The sequence below is a fragment of the Lysinibacillus sphaericus genome, assembly GCF_000600105.1.
Taxonomy (GTDB): domain Bacteria; phylum Bacillota; class Bacilli; order Bacillales_A; family Planococcaceae; genus Lysinibacillus; species Lysinibacillus sphaericus.
Genome location: NZ_CP006837.1, coordinates 4,120,397 through 4,141,583, shown reverse-complemented (window position 1 = coordinate 4,141,583; position 21,187 = coordinate 4,120,397). Strand labels below are relative to the sequence as shown.

The following is a 21,187-nucleotide window of genomic DNA, read 5'->3' as shown; positions in this document are numbered from 1 at the left end:
TGGAAGATGTTATGGCATTACAACAGCAAATTATTACCGAATTAAAAGTTTTGCCAACAATTGATGCACAGGAAGAAATTCGTAAATCCATTGATTTTTTGAAGGCATATGCACAAAAATATAGCTTTGTTAAAGGGTTTGTACTTGGTATATCAGGTGGTCAAGACTCTACTTTAACCGGTAAATTAGCTCAACTAGCAGTTAATGAGTTAAATGAGGAAGCAGGCGAGCAGAAGTATTCATTTTGGGCAGTGCGTTTACCATATGGTATTCAAAAGGATGAACAAGACTGTCAGGACGCTATTGATTTTATTAAGCCTACGACTACCTACACGGTCAATATTAAGGAAGCGGTTGATGCAAGTGTTCGTGCTCTAGCTGATGCTGGAGTTGTGCTTAGTGATTTTGTAAAAGGGAATGAAAAAGCACGGGAGCGCATGAAAGTACAATTTTCTATCGCTGCTATGAATAGTGCTGTTGTGTTAGGAACAGACCACGCTGCGGAGGCAATTACAGGTTTCTTTACAAAATATGGTGACGGCGGAGCCGATTTAATGCCTATTTTTCGTCTGAATAAGCGTCAGGGGAAACAATTATTAGCGGCACTTGATTGTCCAGCGCATCTGTATTTAAAAGTTCCGACTGCTGACTTAGAAGAACATCGTCCATCATTGCCTGATGAAGTGGCACTTGGAGTAACTTATGAGCAAATTGATGATTATTTAGAAGGGAAGCAAATTCCTGACGATGCTCGTGAACGATTAGAGCAACATTATTTACGCTCTCAACATAAACGCCATATGCCAATTACAATTTTTGATGATTTTTGGAAGTAATGCTTATGAGAATAGAGTTGTTCAAAAGTGATAGATACTTTTTGAATAATTCTATTCTTTTTTTATATATTTGGTTCTGTTTGCTTAATTTTTTGCATATAATGTCGATATAAATACCTATAAAGTAAGTAAAATGAAAAGGAGGGTAACTAATTATGAGGACTTCTAGAGTAAATGCGACGACAGGTAGCACTTTTCGTAATGAACAACAGTATTTACATGCTGGTGATATTAGTCATAACTTTAGCCACCATACACAGCAACAATTTAAAAAAAGTTTGCAAAAAAATAAAGAGAAAAAGCGATCAAGTAATAAGAGGCCGATGCAGCAACAACGCCATAATCAACTAGAATCTATTTTTGCAGAAAGCGGAGGCTCTGTTCAAATTCACAATGAACTAAATGAAACAGCTGGAAAATTGAGCCGTCTAAGTAAGCTAAAGAAGCGCCACAATAGTTACCGTACCTCTATATAGCAAAATCAAGTTCGAGAATATAGTTGTTGATTGTGGCGACTCTACTAAAGAACGCACAACCAATCGCTAGTAAAAGTCAGAGAATCACAGACCCGCCCGTAGCGGACAACAACGGCAAGTGTTAGATTGATTGCAGTCAATCTAACACTTTTTTTCTTTTGTCCTCGCTTTTTTAACCGTTTTAGTTTGTACGAGAATACTTTGACTTCAAGACGTTCGCAAAGTAGTCATATAGATTTTTCCGAATCTTCACAGAGGTTTTCATCTTATTTCACATCTTATCTGTAAAATACTAGGTAGTAACAGAAAAGAATTGGGGGAGCAATAGTGAAAAAATTATGGTTACCAGTACTAGCTACGTTACTAATATTGACAGCGTGTGGTACTGAAAAGGCAGAAGTGAAGGAAGAAAAAGCGAATTCAGAAGTTGCATCGAAAGAGTCTGAAGTGAAAGATGAATCAGTGCAAGTTGCTTCTTTAGTAGATTCACGATTACAAGAACCACAAGAAGATACAGTTTGCGAAATGTGTAATATGAAGGTTTATATGAAAGACCATGAAATGGGTGTATTTTCTGCTCAAGCGATTAAAGCAGATGGTACAATTGCGTTTTATGATGACATTGGCTGTTTAGTCAATGCAGAGGTTGCGAATAACGAGAAAAATGATAAGTTTGTACGTGATTATAATACAAAAGATTGGGCGAAGGTCGAAGATGTCACAATCGTGAAAACAGATTTAAAATCACCAATGAACTGGGGATATATCTATTTCATTAACAAAGCTGATGCAGATAAGTATTTAGCTGAAAATCCAAAAGCGCATGTAGAAGAATTACAAAAAATTAAAGACGATGCATTAGAGCGCCGTAAAAAGAAAATGCAAGAAAACGCTGAAAAGGAAGCTAATGGAGAATCAGATAAAATGAATATGGAAGAGATGAATCATGAAAGTGATGACCATAATCATTAATACAGAAGGGCTAGGGGAATTTCCTCTAGTCTTTTCTTACTGAACTTGGAGGTACTAAAGGTGAAAAAAATAGGATGTATCTTATTGTTTTTGCTATGTATAAGTTCGACTGCCTATGCAAAATTTGATATACAGGAGGCAATCGACAGAGCGGAACCTGGGGCCGTCATCAACATTCCAGCAGGTTATTATAAAGGAAATTTAATCGTGACAAAAAACATTACATTGCGTGGAGAAAAAGGCACAGAGATTGCAGCCGTTGGGGAAAAACCAGCAATTCGTATTGAAGGTGCAGACGCAGTCATGATTGACAATATGACGCTATCGGGAAAAAAGGGAATTGTTGCTAGTGAGGTGGAAGGTCTTGCGCTACGACAATTGAAAATTAACGACGTGCATAGTGCTGTGCATATTCAACACGGCGAAAATGTACACATCCAACATGTTGAAATAGTTGGCACACAGGCGCATTATTCAAAAAAAGGTAATGGTATAGCTATTTATCAAAGCGAGAAGATAGTGGTTGAAGATAGTAATATTAAACATGTGCAAGATGGTATTTACGTAGAAGAGGTTGACGGCATTGTTGTGCAACGCAATACGGTAGAGAATAGCCGTTATGGTACGCATTTTATGTATACTGAAAATGCCAAGGCTCTAAACAATACGTATGCGAGCAATGTAACAGGATTGATGGTGATGATGACTAGCGGTATTACGATTAAGGACAATGTAGTCATCAATCATAACGATATGAATGGCAGCGGAGCATTGCTATATGATGTGCAGCGTGCAGACCTTGCTTTTAATACGATGAAGAACAATCGAACGGCCATTGCATTACAAAAAAGTGCAGAGGTTCAAATTATGCATAATAATTTTCAAATGAATCAAACGGCCATTGAAGGGACAAAGGTAGATGACCAAACAGTTGTGTACAATAATCAGTTTACTGGCAATATATTAACAGCTCGCTCCGATCAACAAGGCATTCAATTATCGAGTAATTATTATGATGATTATGTTGGAACGGATTTAAAAAATGACGGTACTGGAGATGTTCCATATGTCGCTGTATCTAGCTTTGGACAATGGATGGTCCGACAGCCAGTGTATCAATATTTTGTAGAGTCACCAAGCGTTGTTTTACTAACTTCCCTCGATCAGCAAATCAATAAAAGCGCGAGGACGGTGCTTGTTGATGAAACGCCGAAACTGATGAAAGACCAAAGTGTAAAAAAAGTAGATATAGATATAGCGCAGTTTTTGCTAGGTCTATTTTTTATTTTAAGTAGTGTATGGCTATGGAAAAGAGGTTTGATGGAATGAAAAAGTGGATACTAATAATTTGCGTTAGTTGTTTACTGGCTGTAGGGTGTAGTGAAAAAACGTTTAAACCACGTGACATTGTCAATGAAACCGATGTTTGTAAAGTTTGTAACATGTCAATTGTGCATAACGAGTATGCCGGACAAATTGCCTTGAAAAATGGTGACTATGAAATGTTTGATGATATTGGGTGTTTAATTGAGTATATTGCGGCAAATGGAGACGAAGAGGTTGGCGCTGCATTCATTAAGGATGCAAAAGAGAATAAATGGATTGATGTTTCGAAGGCGACGTTTGTCTACAACAAAGATTATTGGACGCCGATGAATTATGGTGTACTTGCTTTCGAAACACAAGAAGCTGCGCAATCTTGGATGGCTACTGAAGGTAAGGGACAAGTGCTTACTTATGAGGATTTAAGCGATTTTAATTGGGGGATTCATCAGTGATGTACAGCATGCTCATCAAACTTGAATTGAAACAAATGTTGCGCAGTCGGTGGATGCAATTAGTTGGCTTACTCTTCACTTTTGTTTTTACATCGATTATTGTTATCCAGCAAATGGCACTGCCTGATGTAGAAGGTTTTACTCGTCAAACAGCTTCTTTTTTAAATGTCCTATTGTTTTTATTGCCTCTATTTATTTTGACAATTGGCAGTATGAGCATTGCTGGTGATATAGAAACAGGGTGGTTTTCTTTATTAAAAACCTATCCGATGACGCGTAAACAATATATTTTTGGAAAGTATTTAGCTACTGTTATTGCCTTTTTATTAATCGTGATGGTAGCGTTTGGTGTTGTTTTAGCACTTGGCGGATTACTTGGTGGCGTACGTTTGCCGTTTATTTTTATAAGTCTGACATTATTATGCATTGCTATTTTTACTTCCTTAGCGTTAGCTATTGGGGCGGTAGCGAAAACGAGATTATTTGCGCTATCTCTGTCGTTAGTTTTATGGTCATTTTTCTTATTGCTTCTGTCGTATGCCTTAATGGCAATTGGCACAGTAGTTGCAGGGCATATTTTACAAAAGCTAACGATTATTGTTATGCATATTAATCCTGTAGAATGGTTGCGCTTTGGTTACTTTATATTTACAAAACAGGCCAGCGTACTTGGTCCATCTTTTTATAATGTGACAGCATTTTATGCATCACCATTGGGCTATGTAGTATATGGATTGGTAACATGTTTGTGGGTAGCTTTACCGCTTGCCTTTACTGCAAGGAGACTAAAGAAGGGGGAGAAGCGGTAGTGTTACTAGAGGCGAATCATCTATCAAATGTCTATAAAAATAATAGGGGACTTAAAGACGTATCCTTTACTGTGCAGAAAGGGCGTATTTTAGCGTTAGCAGGTGGCAATGGAGCGGGGAAAAGTACGCTTATTCGCCTGTTAACTGGACAGGAGAAACCAATGTCAGGGGAGCTAAAATGGCAGGAGAGTCAAGCGATTCGATATATGCCAGATGATGTAGATTTTCCCTCAATGTTAACGGCAGCAGAAGTATTGCAATTACTGTCCTCTTTGAAAAGAATAGCTAAAAAAGAGCAAGAGCAAGTATTGAAACGCGTTGGCTTGTGGGACGTTAGAAAGCAAAGGGTTCAACAGTTTTCGAAGGGAATGCGGCAACGGTTAAATCTTGCACAAAGTTTACTAGGTGCGGGGTCGCTCCTTATTTTAGATGAACCAACGAATGGACTTGACCCATTTTGGATTGCAGAGTTGAAAAAAATGATGCTTGAACAAAAGGAAATGGGCAATACAGTGATATTTTCTACACATTTACTAGGATTTGTAGAGGAAGTAGCAGACGATGTGTTAGTGTTACATGAAGGAAATATATTACTTTCAGGAGACTTAAATGCAATATTGAGGAATGAAAATGTTTCAACATTAGAGAGTTTATGGTTAAAAAAATTAAATCTGTAACATTTATGTAAATGAAACGTTATACTATTAGGTAGGTTTGTTTGATAAGAAACATCAAACAAACCTCTTTTTATAGAGGCAATAACATGTTTGTTAATTTATCATTTTAACTGGATAATGGCACATTAATTGTGTTACGAAACAGTTTTCGATATGCTTGAACTAAATTATCGTGCAATTCAAATAATTGGTTAGCGAAAATGGGAGGTTTTTTGTTTTATGAATTTACAAATCCAAATGGTATTAGAAAATATAGAGAAAGTAATGATAGGAAAGAGAGAGGTAGCGGAACTTAGCATTGTAGCCTTACTTGCAAGGGGGCACGTATTACTTGAGGATGTGCCAGGAGTTGGTAAGACTATGATGGTACGTGCGCTTGCTAAATCTTTCGATGCCCAATTCAAACGAATTCAATTTACTCCCGATTTACTGCCCTCCGACGTTGTAGGCGTTTCTATCTATAACCCAAAAACAATGGAATTTGAATTTCGTCCAGGACCGATTATGGGCGATGTAGTTTTGGCTGATGAAATTAATAGAACGTCACCGAAAACACAATCGGCCTTACTTGAAGCGATGGAGGAAGCATCTGTTACAATTGATGGTAATACACTTATGATTAATCAGCCATTTTTCGTTATGGCTACGCAAAATCCTATCGAACACGAGGGTACCTATCCATTACCAGAGGCACAGCTTGATCGCTTTTTACTAAAAATAAAAATGGGTTATCCAACGAGAGGGCAAGAAGTAGAAATACTGCGTCGTGCTGAAAATGGCAAGTCTATTGAAAAAATTGAAGCTGTGCTTTCGGTGGCACAATTAATTGAATTACAGCAACTTGTGCAAGGCGTTTATGTGGAGGACTCCGTTAAAAACTATATGGTTGAACTGGCTTCTCAAACAAGAGAGAATAACTACGTGTTTTTAGGGGTTAGTCCTCGTGCGACAATTGCTTTGATGAAGGCGTCTCAGGCATATGCATTTATGAAAGGGCGAAGCTATGTAATACCGGACGATGTTCAATATTTAGCGCCCTATGTCTTTAGCCACAGATTAGTGCTCAAGCCAGATGCGCGTTATGATGATGTAACAGCAGAAGAAATTATTGAACGTATTATTGCGAAAACGCCTGTGCCGACGAAGAGGTTAGCAGAGCAATGAAGAAATGGCGAGCCCTTTTTGAAAAAAGTAAACATTTTCTATTAGTGAGCTTTCTGATACTCATTACGTTTTGTTATGCTATGTTTCAAGGTGGATTTGTCAGCTGGTTTGTCTTTTTTACGGTAAGTCCATTTTTGTTGTACGCTTTTATCTTCCAACTTGTGAGGGAGGAAATATACAGTGTAGAGCGTAAAATTGACCCTTCTCATGTAGAAAGCGGACAATCAGTTCAAGTGACAATAAGTGTAGAAAGAAAAACGCGTTTTCCATTTGCGTATATGCTGATGGAAGAACTTGTTGGTAGCGAGATGCTAGTGCAGTCAAAGGTGCAAGAGAAAGACGCCATAAAATTTGTAGGTTTTAAAAAAACGTTTACTTGGCGTTACACACTTGAAAGCTTGTCACGTGGTGAGCATCGTTATTTAGGTGCGCAAATCATCTTCCATGATTTTTTCGGATGGGCAAAGAAGCGCATTTTGGTAGAAAAAGAACAAATCGTTCTAGTTTATCCGAGAGTGCATGATATGAAATATGCTACATTACAAACAAAATTAGATGTTGGGTCCATGATGACCCCTTATTCAATTGTGAAGGACACATCAATGGCTATAGGTTTACGCGAATACGTACCAGGTGACCGCTTTTCGTGGATTCATTGGAAGTCATTTGCAAAAACACAAACACTTCAGTCAAAGGAATTTGAAGATCGTCAATCACAGGAATTGATGTTAATGCTCGATGTAGGTTCTTCTCCGTTATTTGAAGAGAAGGTGGAGTTGATCGCTTCAATGCTTAGTGCGATTGTACGAGGGCGTGGGGATATTTCCTTTGTTTCAACAGGTGTAAAAACAAAAGTGTTTTCTTCTATCCAAGGTGAAAAGCAACTAGATCGAGTGATGCATCATTTAGCTTGTGTCAAACCTGTTGAAAATGCAAAATATCAATTGCGTGATACCCAAGTCCTTCAGCGTGTGGCAACGCTTCTATATGTTACGAGCGATATATCAGATGAATTACTACATACTTTAGGTAATACGGTGAAAAGTTGTATTTGTTTTGTAGTATCTCAAGAGACACAGGCACGTTCTGATGTAACAAAGCGTTATAAACATATTCAAGTCGTACATGTAAACCCAACAGATTATTACCACTTGTTCACGGAGGTGATGAAGCCGTGAAAAAATCACTAGAAAATTTTATTGAGCTAGCTTTCGCGTACGTCATTATTTTCTTTATATTACGTGAGTGGCTAACACCAGTTATGCAATTAACAAATACAGGTTTAAGTCAGTTGTTTCTAGTTTTTATCGGCTTAGCACTAGTGCTTTCTTTATTTAAAGTTCGACCGTTATTGTCCGGACTTATAAAGTTAGGTTATATTACATGGTTTGTGATATTTGTTTATAGCGAGAATCCGTTTTTTTCAGGACACACCATTCCGTTTTTAGTGAATGAAGTGACGTGGAACATGGTGAACGTTTTTTCAGGGAATTTTGGACAAGTATCAGATGCATTTAGAACAGTATTGTTTTTAGCGTTGATTTGGATGTTAATTTATTTAATTCACCACTGGATTACAGTGCATCATAATATTTTCTACTTCTTCGTATTAACCGTATTTTTCATCGCGACACTTGATACGTTTAGCGAATATAATGGAAAGCTCGCTATTATTAAAGTAATTGTGCTTGGTCTAATTATGACGGGTGTACTTTTTATTAAACGTTTAAGACTTCAGCTCGATGCACCGAGTGATATGCTTAGAAAGTGGAAAATTGTTTTACCAATGCTTATTTCGGTGGCACTTGTCAGTATGGTGGCATTCTATTTACCAAAAGCAGGACCGACATGGGCTGATCCAGTACCGTTTATCAAAAGCGTTACAGGGCAAGATGGTGTAGGAGATGGACAAAGAACAGTTGGCTATAGTGATGATGACAGTAAGTTAGGTGGGCCGTATAAAGGAGATAATACATTAATTTTTACAGCAACCTCACATGATCGCCATTATTGGCGTATCGATACTAAAGATACGTATACATCGAAAGGCTGGGTGTTATCAGGTGAATATATGGGGGAAGCTGTTTTTGAAAACGATACCCCAATTTATACATCCTTGCAGGTTGGGCCACGAGAAAATGAACGGCAAATTCAAATGGATATGGCTGTCCCTATGCCATTTTTAATTCAAACATATGGCATGTTATCCGTTTCGGCAGAGGACCCCACCTTGTATATCCAAGATGGACAAACTGAAAAAATAGTAACAAAACAACCGAGTGGTGAATTGGTGACGACGGATAATGGTAGTAATAAATTACTGTCAAATTATACGATAACTTATAGTGAGCCAAACTATAGTTTGCAACAGCTTCAAATGTCTGAACCAGCTATGTTAGAAACATTAGATCCTTCTTATAATCGTTTTTTACAATTACCTGACACACTTCCGCAGCGTGTACAAGATTTAACGCTCGATATAACGCGTGATAAAGCCTCTGTATACGAAAAAATAAAGGCAGTGGAAGGCTATTTTTCAAAGGGAAACTATAGATACGATAAAAAAGCAGCAGCTATTCCTGCTGAAAAACAAGATTATGTAGATCAATTTTTATTCGATACAAAAGTAGGTTACTGTGATAACTTTTCTACATCCATGGTTGTTATGCTTCGTTCTATCGGCATTCCCGCTCGCTGGGTGAAAGGTTTTGCACCAGGTGATGCAGGGGCGTTATCAAATGGTCTGCGTGAATATAAAGTGACGAATGACAATGCCCACTCTTGGGTAGAGGCATATGTTCCAGGTACAGGGTGGATAGAGTTTGAACCGACAATTGGCTTTTCTGGTACAGTGAATATTGATTATGATTTACAGCAAAATCAACCTCAGCAAGAAGAAGTACTACAACCAGAAGAAAAACCAGCGCAACAGCAAAAGAAAGAGCAACCAACAGAGCAAACAGCTAACAATTCAGCTTTTAGCTTAGACCTTGTATGGGCTTGGGTAAAATCGTTAAAATATGTTTGGTTCACGCTAATGGCTTTACTCATTATTATTGGTGTGGCTTTATTTGTACAACGAAAAACATGGATTCCTAAAATGCAGGTGCGTGTCTATCGCAAAAAAGAAGCGGATTGGTCAAGTTTTGATGCTTCCTATCAAGCATTAACGAAACAGTTAGGGCGCATTGGTTTAAAACGAAAACATGACGAAACATTGCGAGCGTTTGCTGAGCGGGTAGATGCATCGTTAGAGACAGAAGAGATGCAAAAGTTAACGGCCGTATACGAGCAACATATTTATGGCAAGAATGCACAAGATGTTGACTTCGTTAAACTGCGGGAAAGTTGGGAATATTTAATCAATCGCACAATCGGTTGATTTTAATGGGTACAAAGAGTAAAATGAAAAAAATTATATATGATTAGGATGGCTTTCATATAAGTTCGAAAATAGGGTTCGGATGTTTCTACGAAATCACCGTAAATGATTTCTCTATGAAGGTGAATGTTTTGGCTAGGTGAGAAGTTTTATACATCACTTTTCTTTGTTACGCATTCCCCTTTATATATCAAGAGCTTATGGACGCGTAGGAAGTTTTTTTTACTTTCATACGCGTTTTTCTTTGAACATATGAAAACGTCCTTTAAAAATAGAAGAAGAGGTGGAAATATTGTCAGCAAGCCCTTTATTAAAAGAGCAAGAAAAAATCGTCGTTCTAGACTTCGGTAGCCAATTTAACCAATTAATTACGCGTCGTATCCGTGAATTTGGTGTTTTCAGTGAATTACACCCACATACGATTACAGCAGATGAAATTAAAGACATGAATGCAGCGGGTATTATCTTTTCAGGTGGTCCTAACTCTGTTTATGATGACAATGCATTCCATGTAGATCCAGCTATTTTCGAATTAGGTTTACCAATCCTAGGTATTTGCTATGGTATGCAATTAATGGCGCATACGCAAGGCGGTAAAGTAGAAGGCGCTGAAACACGTGAATACGGTAAAGCGGAAGTTCAAGTAACGGCTGCTAATAAATTATTCGGTGATTTACCAACAGAACAAATCGTCTGGATGAGTCATGGCGACCACGTAACAGAAGTACCTGCTGGCTTTGAAATCATTGCAACAAGTGCATCTTGTCCAATCGCTGCTATGGCAAACGCAGAACGTAAACTATATGCAGTACAATTCCACCCAGAAGTTCGTCACTCTGTATATGGTAATGATTTACTACGTCAATTCGTATTCGATATTTGTGGCGCTAAAGGCGATTGGTCAATGGCAAACTTTATCGAAATCGAAATTGCTAAAATTCGTGAAATCGTTGGCGATAAAAAAGTATTATGTGCACTTTCAGGCGGGGTAGACTCTTCTGTTGTTGCAGTACTTATTCATAAAGCAATCGGTGACCAATTGACTTGTATGTTCGTAGACCACAACCTAAACCGTAAAGGTGAAGTTGAACAGGTCATGAAAACTTTCACAGAAGATTTCGATATGAACCTAATTAAAATCGATGCACGTCAACGCTTCATGGACAAACTTGCGGGTGTATCTGATCCAGAGAAAAAACGTAAAATTATCGGTAACGAATTTATTTACGTATTCGATGAAGAAGCTTCAAAATTAGAAGGTATGGATTTCCTTGCACAAGGAACGTTATACACAGACATTATTGAATCTGGTACGTCGACTGCGCAAACAATCAAATCGCACCATAATGTAGGCGGTCTTCCAGAAGACATGCAGTTCAAATTAATTGAACCATTAAAAACATTATTCAAAGACGAAGTTCGTGCACTTGGCTTAGAACTTGGTCTAGATGAGAAAATTGTTTGGCGTCAACCATTCCCAGGTCCTGGTTTAGGTATTCGTGTACTTGGTGAAGTAACAGAAGAAAAACTTGAAATTGTTCGTGAATCTGATTTCATCTTACGTGAAGAAATTGCAAAAGCTGGTCTTGATCGTGACATTTGGCAATACTTCACGGTATTACCTGATATTCGTTCAGTAGGTGTAATGGGCGATGCTCGTACGTATGACTACGCAATCGGTATCCGTGCTGTAACGTCTATCGACGGTATGACTTCTGACTGGGCACGTATCCCTTGGGACGTACTAGAAAAAATCTCTGTACGTTTAGTAAACGAAGTAAAACACGTTAACCGCGTGCTGTATGATATTACATCGAAGCCACCAGCAACGATTGAGTGGGAATAATCACTAATAGCAAGAGTCCTAAATGCCCTGATAACACAGGGGTTTAGGGCTTTTTTTTGTTGCGTGGGAATGATGGGTGTAACATGAAGATAGACCATAAACCATTGTAGAAGGGGTGAAATTGCTGGAAAAGTGTTGGATGTAGTAAACTAAGTTTATGAAATACGTTGGCTTTTAATTGAGGGGGATGAAAATGGAGAAAAGTATTGCGACGATTCACACATTAGCTGTCGGTATGCCGAAAGAATTGAACTATAGCAACGGGCGATCAATGATAACAGGAATTGAAAAACAAGAAGTACAAGAAGTTTATTTGGGAAAGAGTGGTTTTGAGGGAGATGATGTAGCAGATAAAAAGCATCATGGTGGGCCTGATCGTGCTGTTTGTTTATATCCTGCAGAGCATTACATACAATGGGAGCAAGAACTAGGTAAAAAATTGCCGTCTGCAACATTCGGTGAGAATTTAACGGTAACGAACATGTTGGAAGCGGATGTTTGTATAGGAGATACTTATAAAATTGGAGATGCTGTTATTCAAATTACGCAAGGGCGTATTCCGTGTAGCACGATTGATAGATATGCAAAGGCAGATATATTGCTCAAACGTTTAATTGAAACGGGGTATACGGGCTACCTTGCACGTGTGCTAATCGAGGGAACAATCAGTGCAAATTCAACGATTGAATTGATTGAAAGACATCCTGCGGGTATATCTGTTTTATATTGCAACGAGGTCTATTATAAAAACAATGATGTAGGTGCGATGAAGAAAATTCAAGCGGTGGATGCGTTAGCGTTAGATTGGCAACAAAAGTTAGAAAAAAAGATTCAGTCATTGCAGAGTCGAGTAGGGAAGTAAAGCACAAAAGTATCAGAACCCCCTTTAGCTTTTAGGCTATAGGGGGTTCTTATTTATGTAAGGAATTTCAATGGATTAGCTTACGATCAAATGAATTGCATCCTAAATAGCATGTTATTACAATAAAATCGTCTAAAACGATAATTGTTTGTGTAGTAATGAGTAGTGAAAAAATTGAAAGGAATGGAGATAATGTTACGAAAATATAAGTATAGCGTGATTTTATTTAGTTACATATCACTGGTGCTTGTATTGCCAAAGCTTTTTAATTCGCCCGCTAATCAGACTGAATTAAATACTTTCTTATTACTATTTTGTCTTGCGCATGGAATGGTTTGTATCATAGCCTTTATAGCATTACGTAGCCAAGTAATTCTTGGTTTGAAAGATATTCGAAACAAACCATTAAAATTTATTCAATTGTTTATTGTTGGATTGTTGTTACTATATCTAGGTGTAATGTTTATAGATCCGCTAGTTGATTCTTTTGCTAACTCGTCAAATCAATCTAGCGTCAATCATGTTTTGCAGATAGCACAAGGTATAATGCTATTTGTCTTTTTGTTTCCAGTCGTTTTGCTGGGACCGGTGAATGAGGAGATAATATTTAGGGAAATCATTCTGAAAAAGTTAAAGACAAAGATAGGGGTATATTTCTCGATTGGAATTTCTAGTTTCTTATTTGGCCTTTTACATGTACATAGTTTTTCAGAAATTGTTCAAGTGATACCTTACTTTTACTCTGGGCTCGTCTTTGGCGTCATTTATTACAAATCGAATTTTAATATCGTGTATTCAATAACCCTCCATATCTTTAACAATTGTATTGCGATGCTCTTTGCACTTTAAAAAGAACTCATAGAAAAAGAGTTCTTTTTCTTTATTTTTCTATGTTTTTTCCAAAAACTGAACATTAATTCCGTATTTTATACGAACTTTCGTATTTTTTTTATAAGAAATGTTCGGAAATGGGGTTGAAATCTAAAAAACGAAATGATATATTACGATTGTAAATTAAATAAGTCGTCGTATAATGTCGGGGATAAGGCCCGTGAGTTTCTACCAAGTTACCGTAAATAACTTGACTACGATTTTAGTTTTATACGAATGTATAGTAACTAATTTATTTCACACATTATGAGTGCTGAAATGTATCGTAGACATGCGACTAGTAGAGTAGTCAGCGTGTCTTTTTTGTTTTCGGTATTGAAGACGACAATACGGAGGATCTTTAAAAAATGAAAAAATATTTCATGTTCGATGAATTAGGTACTAATTATCGCCGCGAAATAATTGGTGGTATTACAACATTCCTTGCCATGGCTTATATTTTAGCAGTTAACCCAGGTATTCTGGAAAATGCAGGGATGGATAAAGGTGCTGTATTCGTAGCAACAGCATTAGCAGCAGCAGTCGGTTCTTTGATTATGGGTATTTTCGCTAAATTCCCAATCTCATTAGCCCCAGGTATGGGATTGAATGCATTCTTTGCTTTCACTGTAGTAGGAGCATATGGTATTCCTTGGCAAACTGGGTTAACAGGTGTATTTTTCTCAGGGATTATTTTTATTATCCTTTCACTTACTGGTATTCGTGAAACAGTTATTAATGCAATTCCAGCACAACTTAAATATGCAGTATCAGCTGGTATTGGTTTATTTATCACATTCGTAGGGTTACAAGGAGCGGGTATCGTTGTAGATAGTCCAGCAACTTTAGTAACATTAGGTGCATTTACAGGTTCAACTCTTTTAGCAGTGTTCGGTATTATTATTTCTGTCATCCTTATTTTAAAATTCCGCAGCGTCGGTATTTTCTTAGGGATGGTTATTACAGCGGTCGTTGGTATGATGACAGGTGTCATTGCACCACCTGTATCGGTTGTATCAGCAATTCCAAGTGTAGATTCAACATTTATGGTTGCACTTAAACCGATTTTTAATGACTTTGATTCTTTAATAAACGTTAAATTTTTAGTCGTAGTACTAACATTTTTATTCGTTGACTTTTTCGATACAGCAGGTACATTAATGGCTGTTGCTACTCAAGCTGGCCTAGTAAAAGACGATAAATTACCACGCGCAAGCCGTGCGCTTATGGCGGATGCATTAGCTACAACAATTGGTTCTTTATTCGGAACTTCAACAACTACTGCATATGTAGAATCAACTTCAGGTGTAGCAGCAGGTGCTCGTTCAGGTTTTGCCGCAGTTGTTACAGCAGTGCTATTCTTAATCGCGCTATTCTTCTCGCCATTACTTGCTGTTGTTACTTCGGCGGTAACAGCACCAGCACTTGTTATCGTAGGTGTGTTAATGGTTTCATCATTGCGTTTAATTGAATGGGATAAATTCGAAATTGCAGTTCCAGCGTTCTTCACAGTATTAATGATGCCGCTTGGTTATTCAATTGCAACAGGGATTGCAATTGGTTTCGTATTCTATCCTGTAACAATGCTTTTAGCAGGTCGTAAAAAAGAAATTCACCCAATGATGTACGGATTGTTCTTTGTCTTCCTTGCATACTTTATCTGGGTTCGATAATGTAAAGACGAAAAAGCTCCTCTTTGTGAAAACGAAGAGGAGCTTTTTATTCGAAATTGTTTGAGTGCCTGACACATAATATACTATAGAAGAAACTACTAGTTATTATTGACTGAATAGTTTTATTTCAATTAAACACTTGCAAACTATGATACGAGATGTTATATTTAAACACGTTGTTACGAAACATGTGAACAACACACTGCAAGAAAATAATAGTTGACATCATATTGAATGTATGTTAAATTATAAAAAGTTACTTACTAGTAACTAACAAAATGAACCTTGAAAACTGAACAAGCAAAACGTAATCAATATAGTTTTTACTAGCTAACTTTGTTAGTGAACGAAACAAAATTTTGGACATCAAAATTGATGCCAGCAAAACAATTTGAGCTAATCAAATTTCTTTTATGGAGAGTTTGATCCTGGCTCAGGACGAACGCTGGCGGCGTGCCTAATACATGCAAGTCGAGCGAACAGAGAAGGAGCTTGCTCCTTTGACGTTAGCGGCGGACGGGTGAGTAACACGTGGGCAACCTACCCTATAGTTTGGGATAACTCCGGGAAACCGGGGCTAATACCGAATAATCTTTTGTCCCTCATGGGACAATACTGAAAGACGGTTTCGGCTGTCGCTATAGGATGGGCCCGCGGCGCATTAGCTAGTTGGTGAGGTAACGGCTCACCAAGGCAACGATGCGTAGCCGACCTGAGAGGGTGATCGGCCACACTGGGACTGAGACACGGCCCAGACTCCTACGGGAGGCAGCAGTAGGGAATCTTCCACAATGGGCGAAAGCCTGATGGAGCAACGCCGCGTGAGTGAAGAAGGATTTCGGTTCGTAAAACTCTGTTGTAAGGGAAGAACAAGTACAGTAGTAACTGGCTGTACCTTGACGGTACCTTATTAGAAAGCCACGGCTAACTACGTGCCAGCAGCCGCGGTAATACGTAGGTGGCAAGCGTTGTCCGGAATTATTGGGCGTAAAGCGCGCGCAGGTGGTTTCTTAAGTCTGATGTGAAAGCCCACGGCTCAACCGTGGAGGGTCATTGGAAACTGGGAGACTTGAGTGCAGAAGAGGATAGTGGAATTCCAAGTGTAGCGGTGAAATGCGTAGAGATTTGGAGGAACACCAGTGGCGAAGGCGACTATCTGGTCTGTAACTGACACTGAGGCGCGAAAGCGTGGGGAGCAAACAGGATTAGATACCCTGGTAGTCCACGCCGTAAACGATGAGTGCTAAGTGTTAGGGGGTTTCCGCCCCTTAGTGCTGCAGCTAACGCATTAAGCACTCCGCCTGGGGAGTACGGTCGCAAGACTGAAACTCAAAGGAATTGACGGGGGCCCGCACAAGCGGTGGAGCATGTGGTTTAATTCGAAGCAACGCGAAGAACCTTACCAGGTCTTGACATCCCGTTGACCACTGTAGAGATATGGTTTTCCCTTCGGGGACAACGGTGACAGGTGGTGCATGGTTGTCGTCAGCTCGTGTCGTGAGATGTTGGGTTAAGTCCCGCAACGAGCGCAACCCTTGATCTTAGTTGCCATCATTTAGTTGGGCACTCTAAGGTGACTGCCGGTGACAAACCGGAGGAAGGTGGGGATGACGTCAAATCATCATGCCCCTTATGACCTGGGCTACACACGTGCTACAATGGACGATACAAACGGTTGCCAACTCGCGAGAGGGAGCTAATCCGATAAAGTCGTTCTCAGTTCGGATTGTAGGCTGCAACTCGCCTACATGAAGCCGGAATCGCTAGTAATCGCGGATCAGCATGCCGCGGTGAATACGTTCCCGGGCCTTGTACACACCGCCCGTCACACCACGAGAGTTTGTAACACCCGAAGTCGGTGAGGTAACCTTTTGGAGCCAGCCGCCGAAGGTGGGATAGATGATTGGGGTGAAGTCGTAACAAGGTAGCCGTATCGGAAGGTGCGGCTGGATCACCTCCTTTCTAAGGATATTTTCGGAATACAAACCTTGGGTTTGTAAGATTACGTTTTGCGTTCAGTTTTGAAGGTTCATCATTACGATGAAATACTTCAAAACTGTGCTCCTGTCGCTACGCTTTCGTCGCAAATTTGCGAAGAAGTAGAAACAGGTAGTGAATTTGTTCTTTGAAAACTGGATAAAACGACATTGAAATTGTAACAAACACATTTATTTTTTTAAGTTTTTTATAGGCTTAATAACGAAATAGGGTTTCAAGACACAAGCAGTTCTAGGAAGCGAACGAGTGAATGAAGGAGCGTACTTACGTACGTGACTGATTGAACGAGAGAAGCTGACAACGAAATGCGCAGTGGATTGGAAGCCGATAGGTTAAGTTATTAAGGGCGCACGGCGAATGCCTTGGCACTAGGAGCCGAAGAAGGACGGCACTAACACCGATATGCTTCGGGGAGCTGTAAGTGAGCTTTGATCCGGAGATTTCCGAATGGGGGAACCCACTACGTTTAATCGCGTAGTATCTTGACGTGAATACATAGCGTCTTGAAGGCAGACCCAGGGAACTGAAACATCTAAGTACCTGGAGGAAGAGAAAGAAAAATCGATTCCCTGAGTAGCGGCGAGCGAAACGGGAAGAGCCCAAACCAAGAGGCTTGCCTCTTGGGGTTGTAGGACACTCTATACGGAGTTACAAAGGAATGAGTTAGATGAAGCGACTTGGAAAGGTCCGCCAGAGCAGGTAAAAGCCCTGTAGTCGAAAGTTCGTTCCCTCCAGAGTGGATCCTGAGTACGGCGGAACACGTGAAATTCCGTCGGAATCCGGGAGGACCATCTCCCAAGGCTAAATACTACCTAGTGACCGATAGTGAACCAGTACCGTGAGGGAAAGGTGAAAAGCACCCCGGAAGGGGAGTGAAAGAGATCCTGAAACCGTGTGCCTACAAGTAGTTAGAGCCCGTTAATGGGTGATAGCGTGCCTTTTGTAGAATGAACCGGCGAGTTACGATTACGTGCGAGGTTAAGCTTTAGAAGGCGGAGCCGCAGCGAAAGCGAGTCTGAATAGGGCGAATTAGTACGTGGTCGTAGACCCGAAACCAGGTGATCTACCCATGTCCAGGGTGAAGGTGAGGTAACACTTACTGGAGGCCCGAACCCACGCACGTTGAAAAGTGCGGGGATGAGGTGTGGGTAGCGGAGAAATTCCAATCGAACTTGGAGATAGCTGGTTCTCTCCGAAATAGCTTTAGGGCTAGCCTCGTGATGAGAATACTGGAGGTAGAGCACTGTTTGGACTAGGGGGCCATCCCGGTTTACCGAATTCAGACAAACTCCGAATGCCAGATATTTATACACGGGAGTCAGACTGCGAGTGATAAGATCCGTAGTCAAAAGGGAAACAGCCCAGACCACCAGCTAAGGTCCCAAAGTAATCGTTAAGTGGAAAAGGATGTGGCGTTGCACAGACAACCAGGATGTTGGCTTAGAAGCAGCCATCATTTAAAGAGTGCGTAATAGCTCACTGGTCGAGTGACGCTGCGCCGAAAATGTATCGGGGCTAAACGATTCACCGAAGCTGTGGATTGACATCTACGATGTCAGTGGTAGGAGAGCGTTCTAAGTGCGTTGAAGTCAGACCGGAAGGACTGGTGGAGCGCTTAGAAGTGAGAATGCCGGTATGAGTAGCGAAAGACGGGTGAGAATCCCGTCCACCGTATGACTAAGGTTTCCTGAGGAAGGCTCGTCCGCTCAGGGTTAGTCGGGACCTAAGCCGAGGCCGATAGGCGTAGGCGATGGACAACAGGTTGATATTCCTGTACCACCTCCTCACCGTTTGAGAAATGGGGGGACGCAGTAGGATAGGGTAAGCGCGCCGTTGGTTGTGCGCGTCCAAGCAGTAAGGCGTGTGTGTAGGCAAATCCGCACACTGTAACGTTGAGCTGTGATGGCGAGTCCGTATGGACGAAGTTCCTGATTTCACACTGCCAAGAAAAGCCTCTATCGAGGTGAGAGGTGCCCGTACCGCAAACCGACACAGGTAGTCGAGGAGAGAATCCTAAGGTGTGCGAGAGAACTCTCGTTAAGGAACTCGGCAAAATGACCCCGTAACTTCGGGAGAAGGGGTGCTCTTGAGCGTGCAAGCGCATGAGAGCCGCAGTGAATAGGCCCAGGCGACTGTTTAGCAAAAACACAGGTCTCTGCAAAACCGTAAGGTGACGTATAGGGGCTGACGCCTGCCCGGTGCTGGAAGGTTAAGAGGAGTGGTTAGCGCAAGCGAAGCTGCGAATTGAAGCCCCAGTAAACGGCGGCCGTAACTATAACGGTCCTAAGGTAGCGAAATTCCTTGTCGGGTAAGTTCCGACCCGCACGAAAGGCGTAACGATCTGGGCACTGTCTCAACGAGAGACTCGGTGAAATTATAGTACCTGTGAAGATGCAGGTTACCCGCGACAGGACGGAAAGACCCCGTGGAGCTTTACTGTAGCCTGATATTGAATTTTGGTACAACTTGTACAGGATAGGTAGGAGCCAGAGATCTCGGAGCGCCAGCTTCGAAGGAGGCGTCGGTGGGATACTACCCTGGTTGTATTGAAATTCTAACCCATGCCCCTTAGCGGGGCAGGAGACAGTGTCAGGCGGACAGTTTGACTGGGGCGGTCGCCTCCTAAAAGGTAACGGAGGCGCCCAAAGGTTCCCTCAGAATGGTTGGAAATCATTCGTAGAGTGTAAAGGCACAAGGGAGCTTGACTGCGAGACCTACAAGTCGAGCAGGGTCGAAAGACGGGCTTAGTGATCCGGTGGTTCCGCATGGAAGGGCCATCGCTCAACGGATAAAAGCTACCCCGGGGATAACAGGCTTATCTCCCCCAAGAGTCCACATCGACGGGGAGGTTTGGCACCTCGATGTCGGCTCATCGCATCCTGGGGCTGTAGTCGGTCCCAAGGGTTGGGCTGTTCGCCCATTAAAGCGGTACGCGAGCTGGGTTCAGAACGTCGTGAGACAGTTCGGTCCCTATCCGTCGTGGGCGTAGGAAATTTGAGAGGAGCTGTCCTTAGTACGAGAGGACCGGGATGGACACACCGCTGGTGTACCAGTTGTCTTGCCAAAGGCATCGCTGGGTAGCTATGTGTGGACGGGATAAGTGCTGAAAGCATCTAAGCATGAAGCCCCCCTCAAGATGAGATTTCCCATTACGCAAGTAAGTAAGATCCCTCAAAGACGATGAGGTAGATAGGTTCGAGGTGGAAGTGTGGTGACACATGGAGCTGACGAATACTAATCGATCGAGGACTTAACCAAAAAAGTTTAAAACATTCAATGCACCGTTTATCCAGTTTTGAAAGAACAACCTTTCATAAAAGGGTTTCAAGATACGAGTAGTTCGCGGAAGCGATTGAGAGAAGGAAGGAGCGTACGTCTGTACGTGACTGACTGAACGAATGAAGCTGACAAAGAAATACGATGTATATTGAAAGCCGTGAGAGCTTCAAGACACAAGTAGAACAAGGAAGCAAACGAGTGATTGAAGGAGCGTACCTTTGTACGTGACTGATTGAACGAGAGAAGCTGACGCAGTAATACGCCGTGTATTGGAGGTCGAATATAGTCTAGTGATGATGGCAAAGAGGTCACACCCGTTCCCATACCGAACACGGAAGTTAAGCTCTTTAGCGCCGATGGTAGTTGGGGGCTTCCCCCTGTGAGAGTAGGACGTCGCTAGGCAAGTTTAAAAGCCAAGGATATATTCCTTGGCTTTTTTTGTTTTTTGCATAATGTTTTGTGTGAAGGTACCGGATATACGATTGAGAAGCTTGAAATAGGGATATAAAATGCTACTATGATTATGAATTGTTACAATTTCGTGCATTCTTGAAGTGCCTTATCG

Annotated in this window: 14 protein-coding genes, 3 rRNA genes and 2 riboswitches; all 17 genes read left to right on the top strand. The window is 40.9% G+C overall.

Features of this window, described 5'->3' with window-relative positions; all coding sequences use genetic code 11:
* Positions 1–11: 11 nt before the first annotated feature.
* Positions 12–836: an NAD(+) synthase gene (gene nadE, locus T479_RS20085; protein WP_024363980.1), complete on the top strand. Its 825-nt coding sequence runs from the start codon at positions 12–14 to the stop codon at positions 834–836.
* 155 nt (positions 837–991) lie between these two features.
* Complete coding sequence (locus T479_RS20080) at positions 992–1,312, top strand: hypothetical protein (protein WP_025220670.1); 321 nt, start codon at positions 992–994, stop codon at positions 1,310–1,312.
* A gap of 327 nt (positions 1,313–1,639) precedes the next feature.
* Entirely contained in the window at positions 1,640–2,284 is a 645-nt protein-coding gene (locus T479_RS20075) for a nitrous oxide reductase accessory protein NosL (RefSeq protein ID WP_024363982.1), read from the top strand.
* A gap of 60 nt (positions 2,285–2,344) precedes the next feature.
* Positions 2,345–3,613 carry a right-handed parallel beta-helix repeat-containing protein gene (locus tag T479_RS20070; protein ID WP_025220669.1) on the top strand — a complete coding sequence of 423 codons (1,269 nt, stop codon included), beginning with the start codon at positions 2,345–2,347 and terminating at the stop codon, positions 3,611–3,613.
* Positions 3,610–4,062: a nitrous oxide reductase accessory protein NosL gene (locus T479_RS20065; RefSeq protein WP_024363984.1), complete on the top strand. Its 453-nt coding sequence runs from the start codon at positions 3,610–3,612 to the stop codon at positions 4,060–4,062. Before T479_RS20070 ends, T479_RS20065 begins: the two co-directional genes overlap by 4 nt.
* Complete coding sequence (locus T479_RS20060) at positions 4,062–4,871, top strand: ABC transporter permease (protein WP_227665474.1); 810 nt, start codon at positions 4,062–4,064, stop codon at positions 4,869–4,871. The genes T479_RS20065 and T479_RS20060 overlap by 1 nt, the downstream gene beginning before the upstream one ends.
* Positions 4,871–5,548 carry an ABC transporter ATP-binding protein gene (locus T479_RS20055; RefSeq protein ID WP_025220668.1) on the top strand — a complete coding sequence of 226 codons (678 nt, stop codon included), beginning with the start codon at positions 4,871–4,873 and terminating at the stop codon, positions 5,546–5,548. Before T479_RS20060 ends, T479_RS20055 begins: the two co-directional genes overlap by 1 nt.
* A 219-nt stretch (positions 5,549–5,767) precedes the next feature.
* Positions 5,768–6,712 carry an AAA family ATPase gene (locus T479_RS20050; protein WP_025220667.1) on the top strand — a complete coding sequence of 315 codons (945 nt, stop codon included), beginning with the start codon at positions 5,768–5,770 and terminating at the stop codon, positions 6,710–6,712.
* Positions 6,709–7,890, top strand: a complete 1,182-nt coding sequence (locus tag T479_RS20045) for a DUF58 domain-containing protein (protein ID WP_025220666.1) — start codon at positions 6,709–6,711, stop codon at positions 7,888–7,890. Before T479_RS20050 ends, T479_RS20045 begins: the two co-directional genes overlap by 4 nt.
* Entirely contained in the window at positions 7,887–10,094 is a 2,208-nt protein-coding gene (locus T479_RS20040) for a transglutaminase domain-containing protein (protein ID WP_025220665.1), read from the top strand. The genes T479_RS20045 and T479_RS20040 overlap by 4 nt, the downstream gene beginning before the upstream one ends.
* A 35-nt stretch (positions 10,095–10,129) precedes the next feature.
* Positions 10,130–10,231, top strand: a riboswitch (purine riboswitch).
* A 155-nt stretch (positions 10,232–10,386) separates the two neighbouring features.
* A complete protein-coding gene (gene guaA / locus T479_RS20035) occupies positions 10,387–11,940 on the top strand; it encodes a glutamine-hydrolyzing GMP synthase (RefSeq protein ID WP_024363990.1) in 1,554 nt (517 codons plus the stop codon).
* A gap of 193 nt (positions 11,941–12,133) precedes the next feature.
* Positions 12,134–12,802 (top strand): MOSC domain-containing protein, encoded by a 669-nt coding sequence (locus T479_RS20030; protein WP_025220664.1) that lies wholly within the window; start codon positions 12,134–12,136, stop codon positions 12,800–12,802.
* A 192-nt stretch (positions 12,803–12,994) separates the two neighbouring features.
* Positions 12,995–13,651 carry a CPBP family intramembrane glutamic endopeptidase gene (locus T479_RS20025; RefSeq protein WP_025220663.1) on the top strand — a complete coding sequence of 219 codons (657 nt, stop codon included), beginning with the start codon at positions 12,995–12,997 and terminating at the stop codon, positions 13,649–13,651.
* A 157-nt stretch (positions 13,652–13,808) separates the two neighbouring features.
* Positions 13,809–13,910: riboswitch (purine riboswitch) on the top strand.
* A gap of 130 nt (positions 13,911–14,040) precedes the next feature.
* Positions 14,041–15,345, top strand: a complete 1,305-nt coding sequence (locus tag T479_RS20020; protein ID WP_024363995.1) for an NCS2 family permease — start codon at positions 14,041–14,043, stop codon at positions 15,343–15,345.
* Positions 15,346–15,755: 410 nt separating this feature from the next.
* Positions 15,756–17,307 (top strand): 16S ribosomal RNA (locus T479_RS20015).
* 366 nt (positions 17,308–17,673) lie between these two features.
* A 23S ribosomal RNA gene (locus tag T479_RS20010) occupies positions 17,674–20,601 on the top strand.
* Positions 20,602–20,908: 307 nt separating this feature from the next.
* Positions 20,909–21,024, top strand: a 5S ribosomal RNA gene (gene rrf / locus T479_RS20005).
* The 16S, 23S and 5S rRNA genes sit together here, the layout of an rRNA operon.
* Positions 21,025–21,187 lie beyond the last annotated feature (163 nt).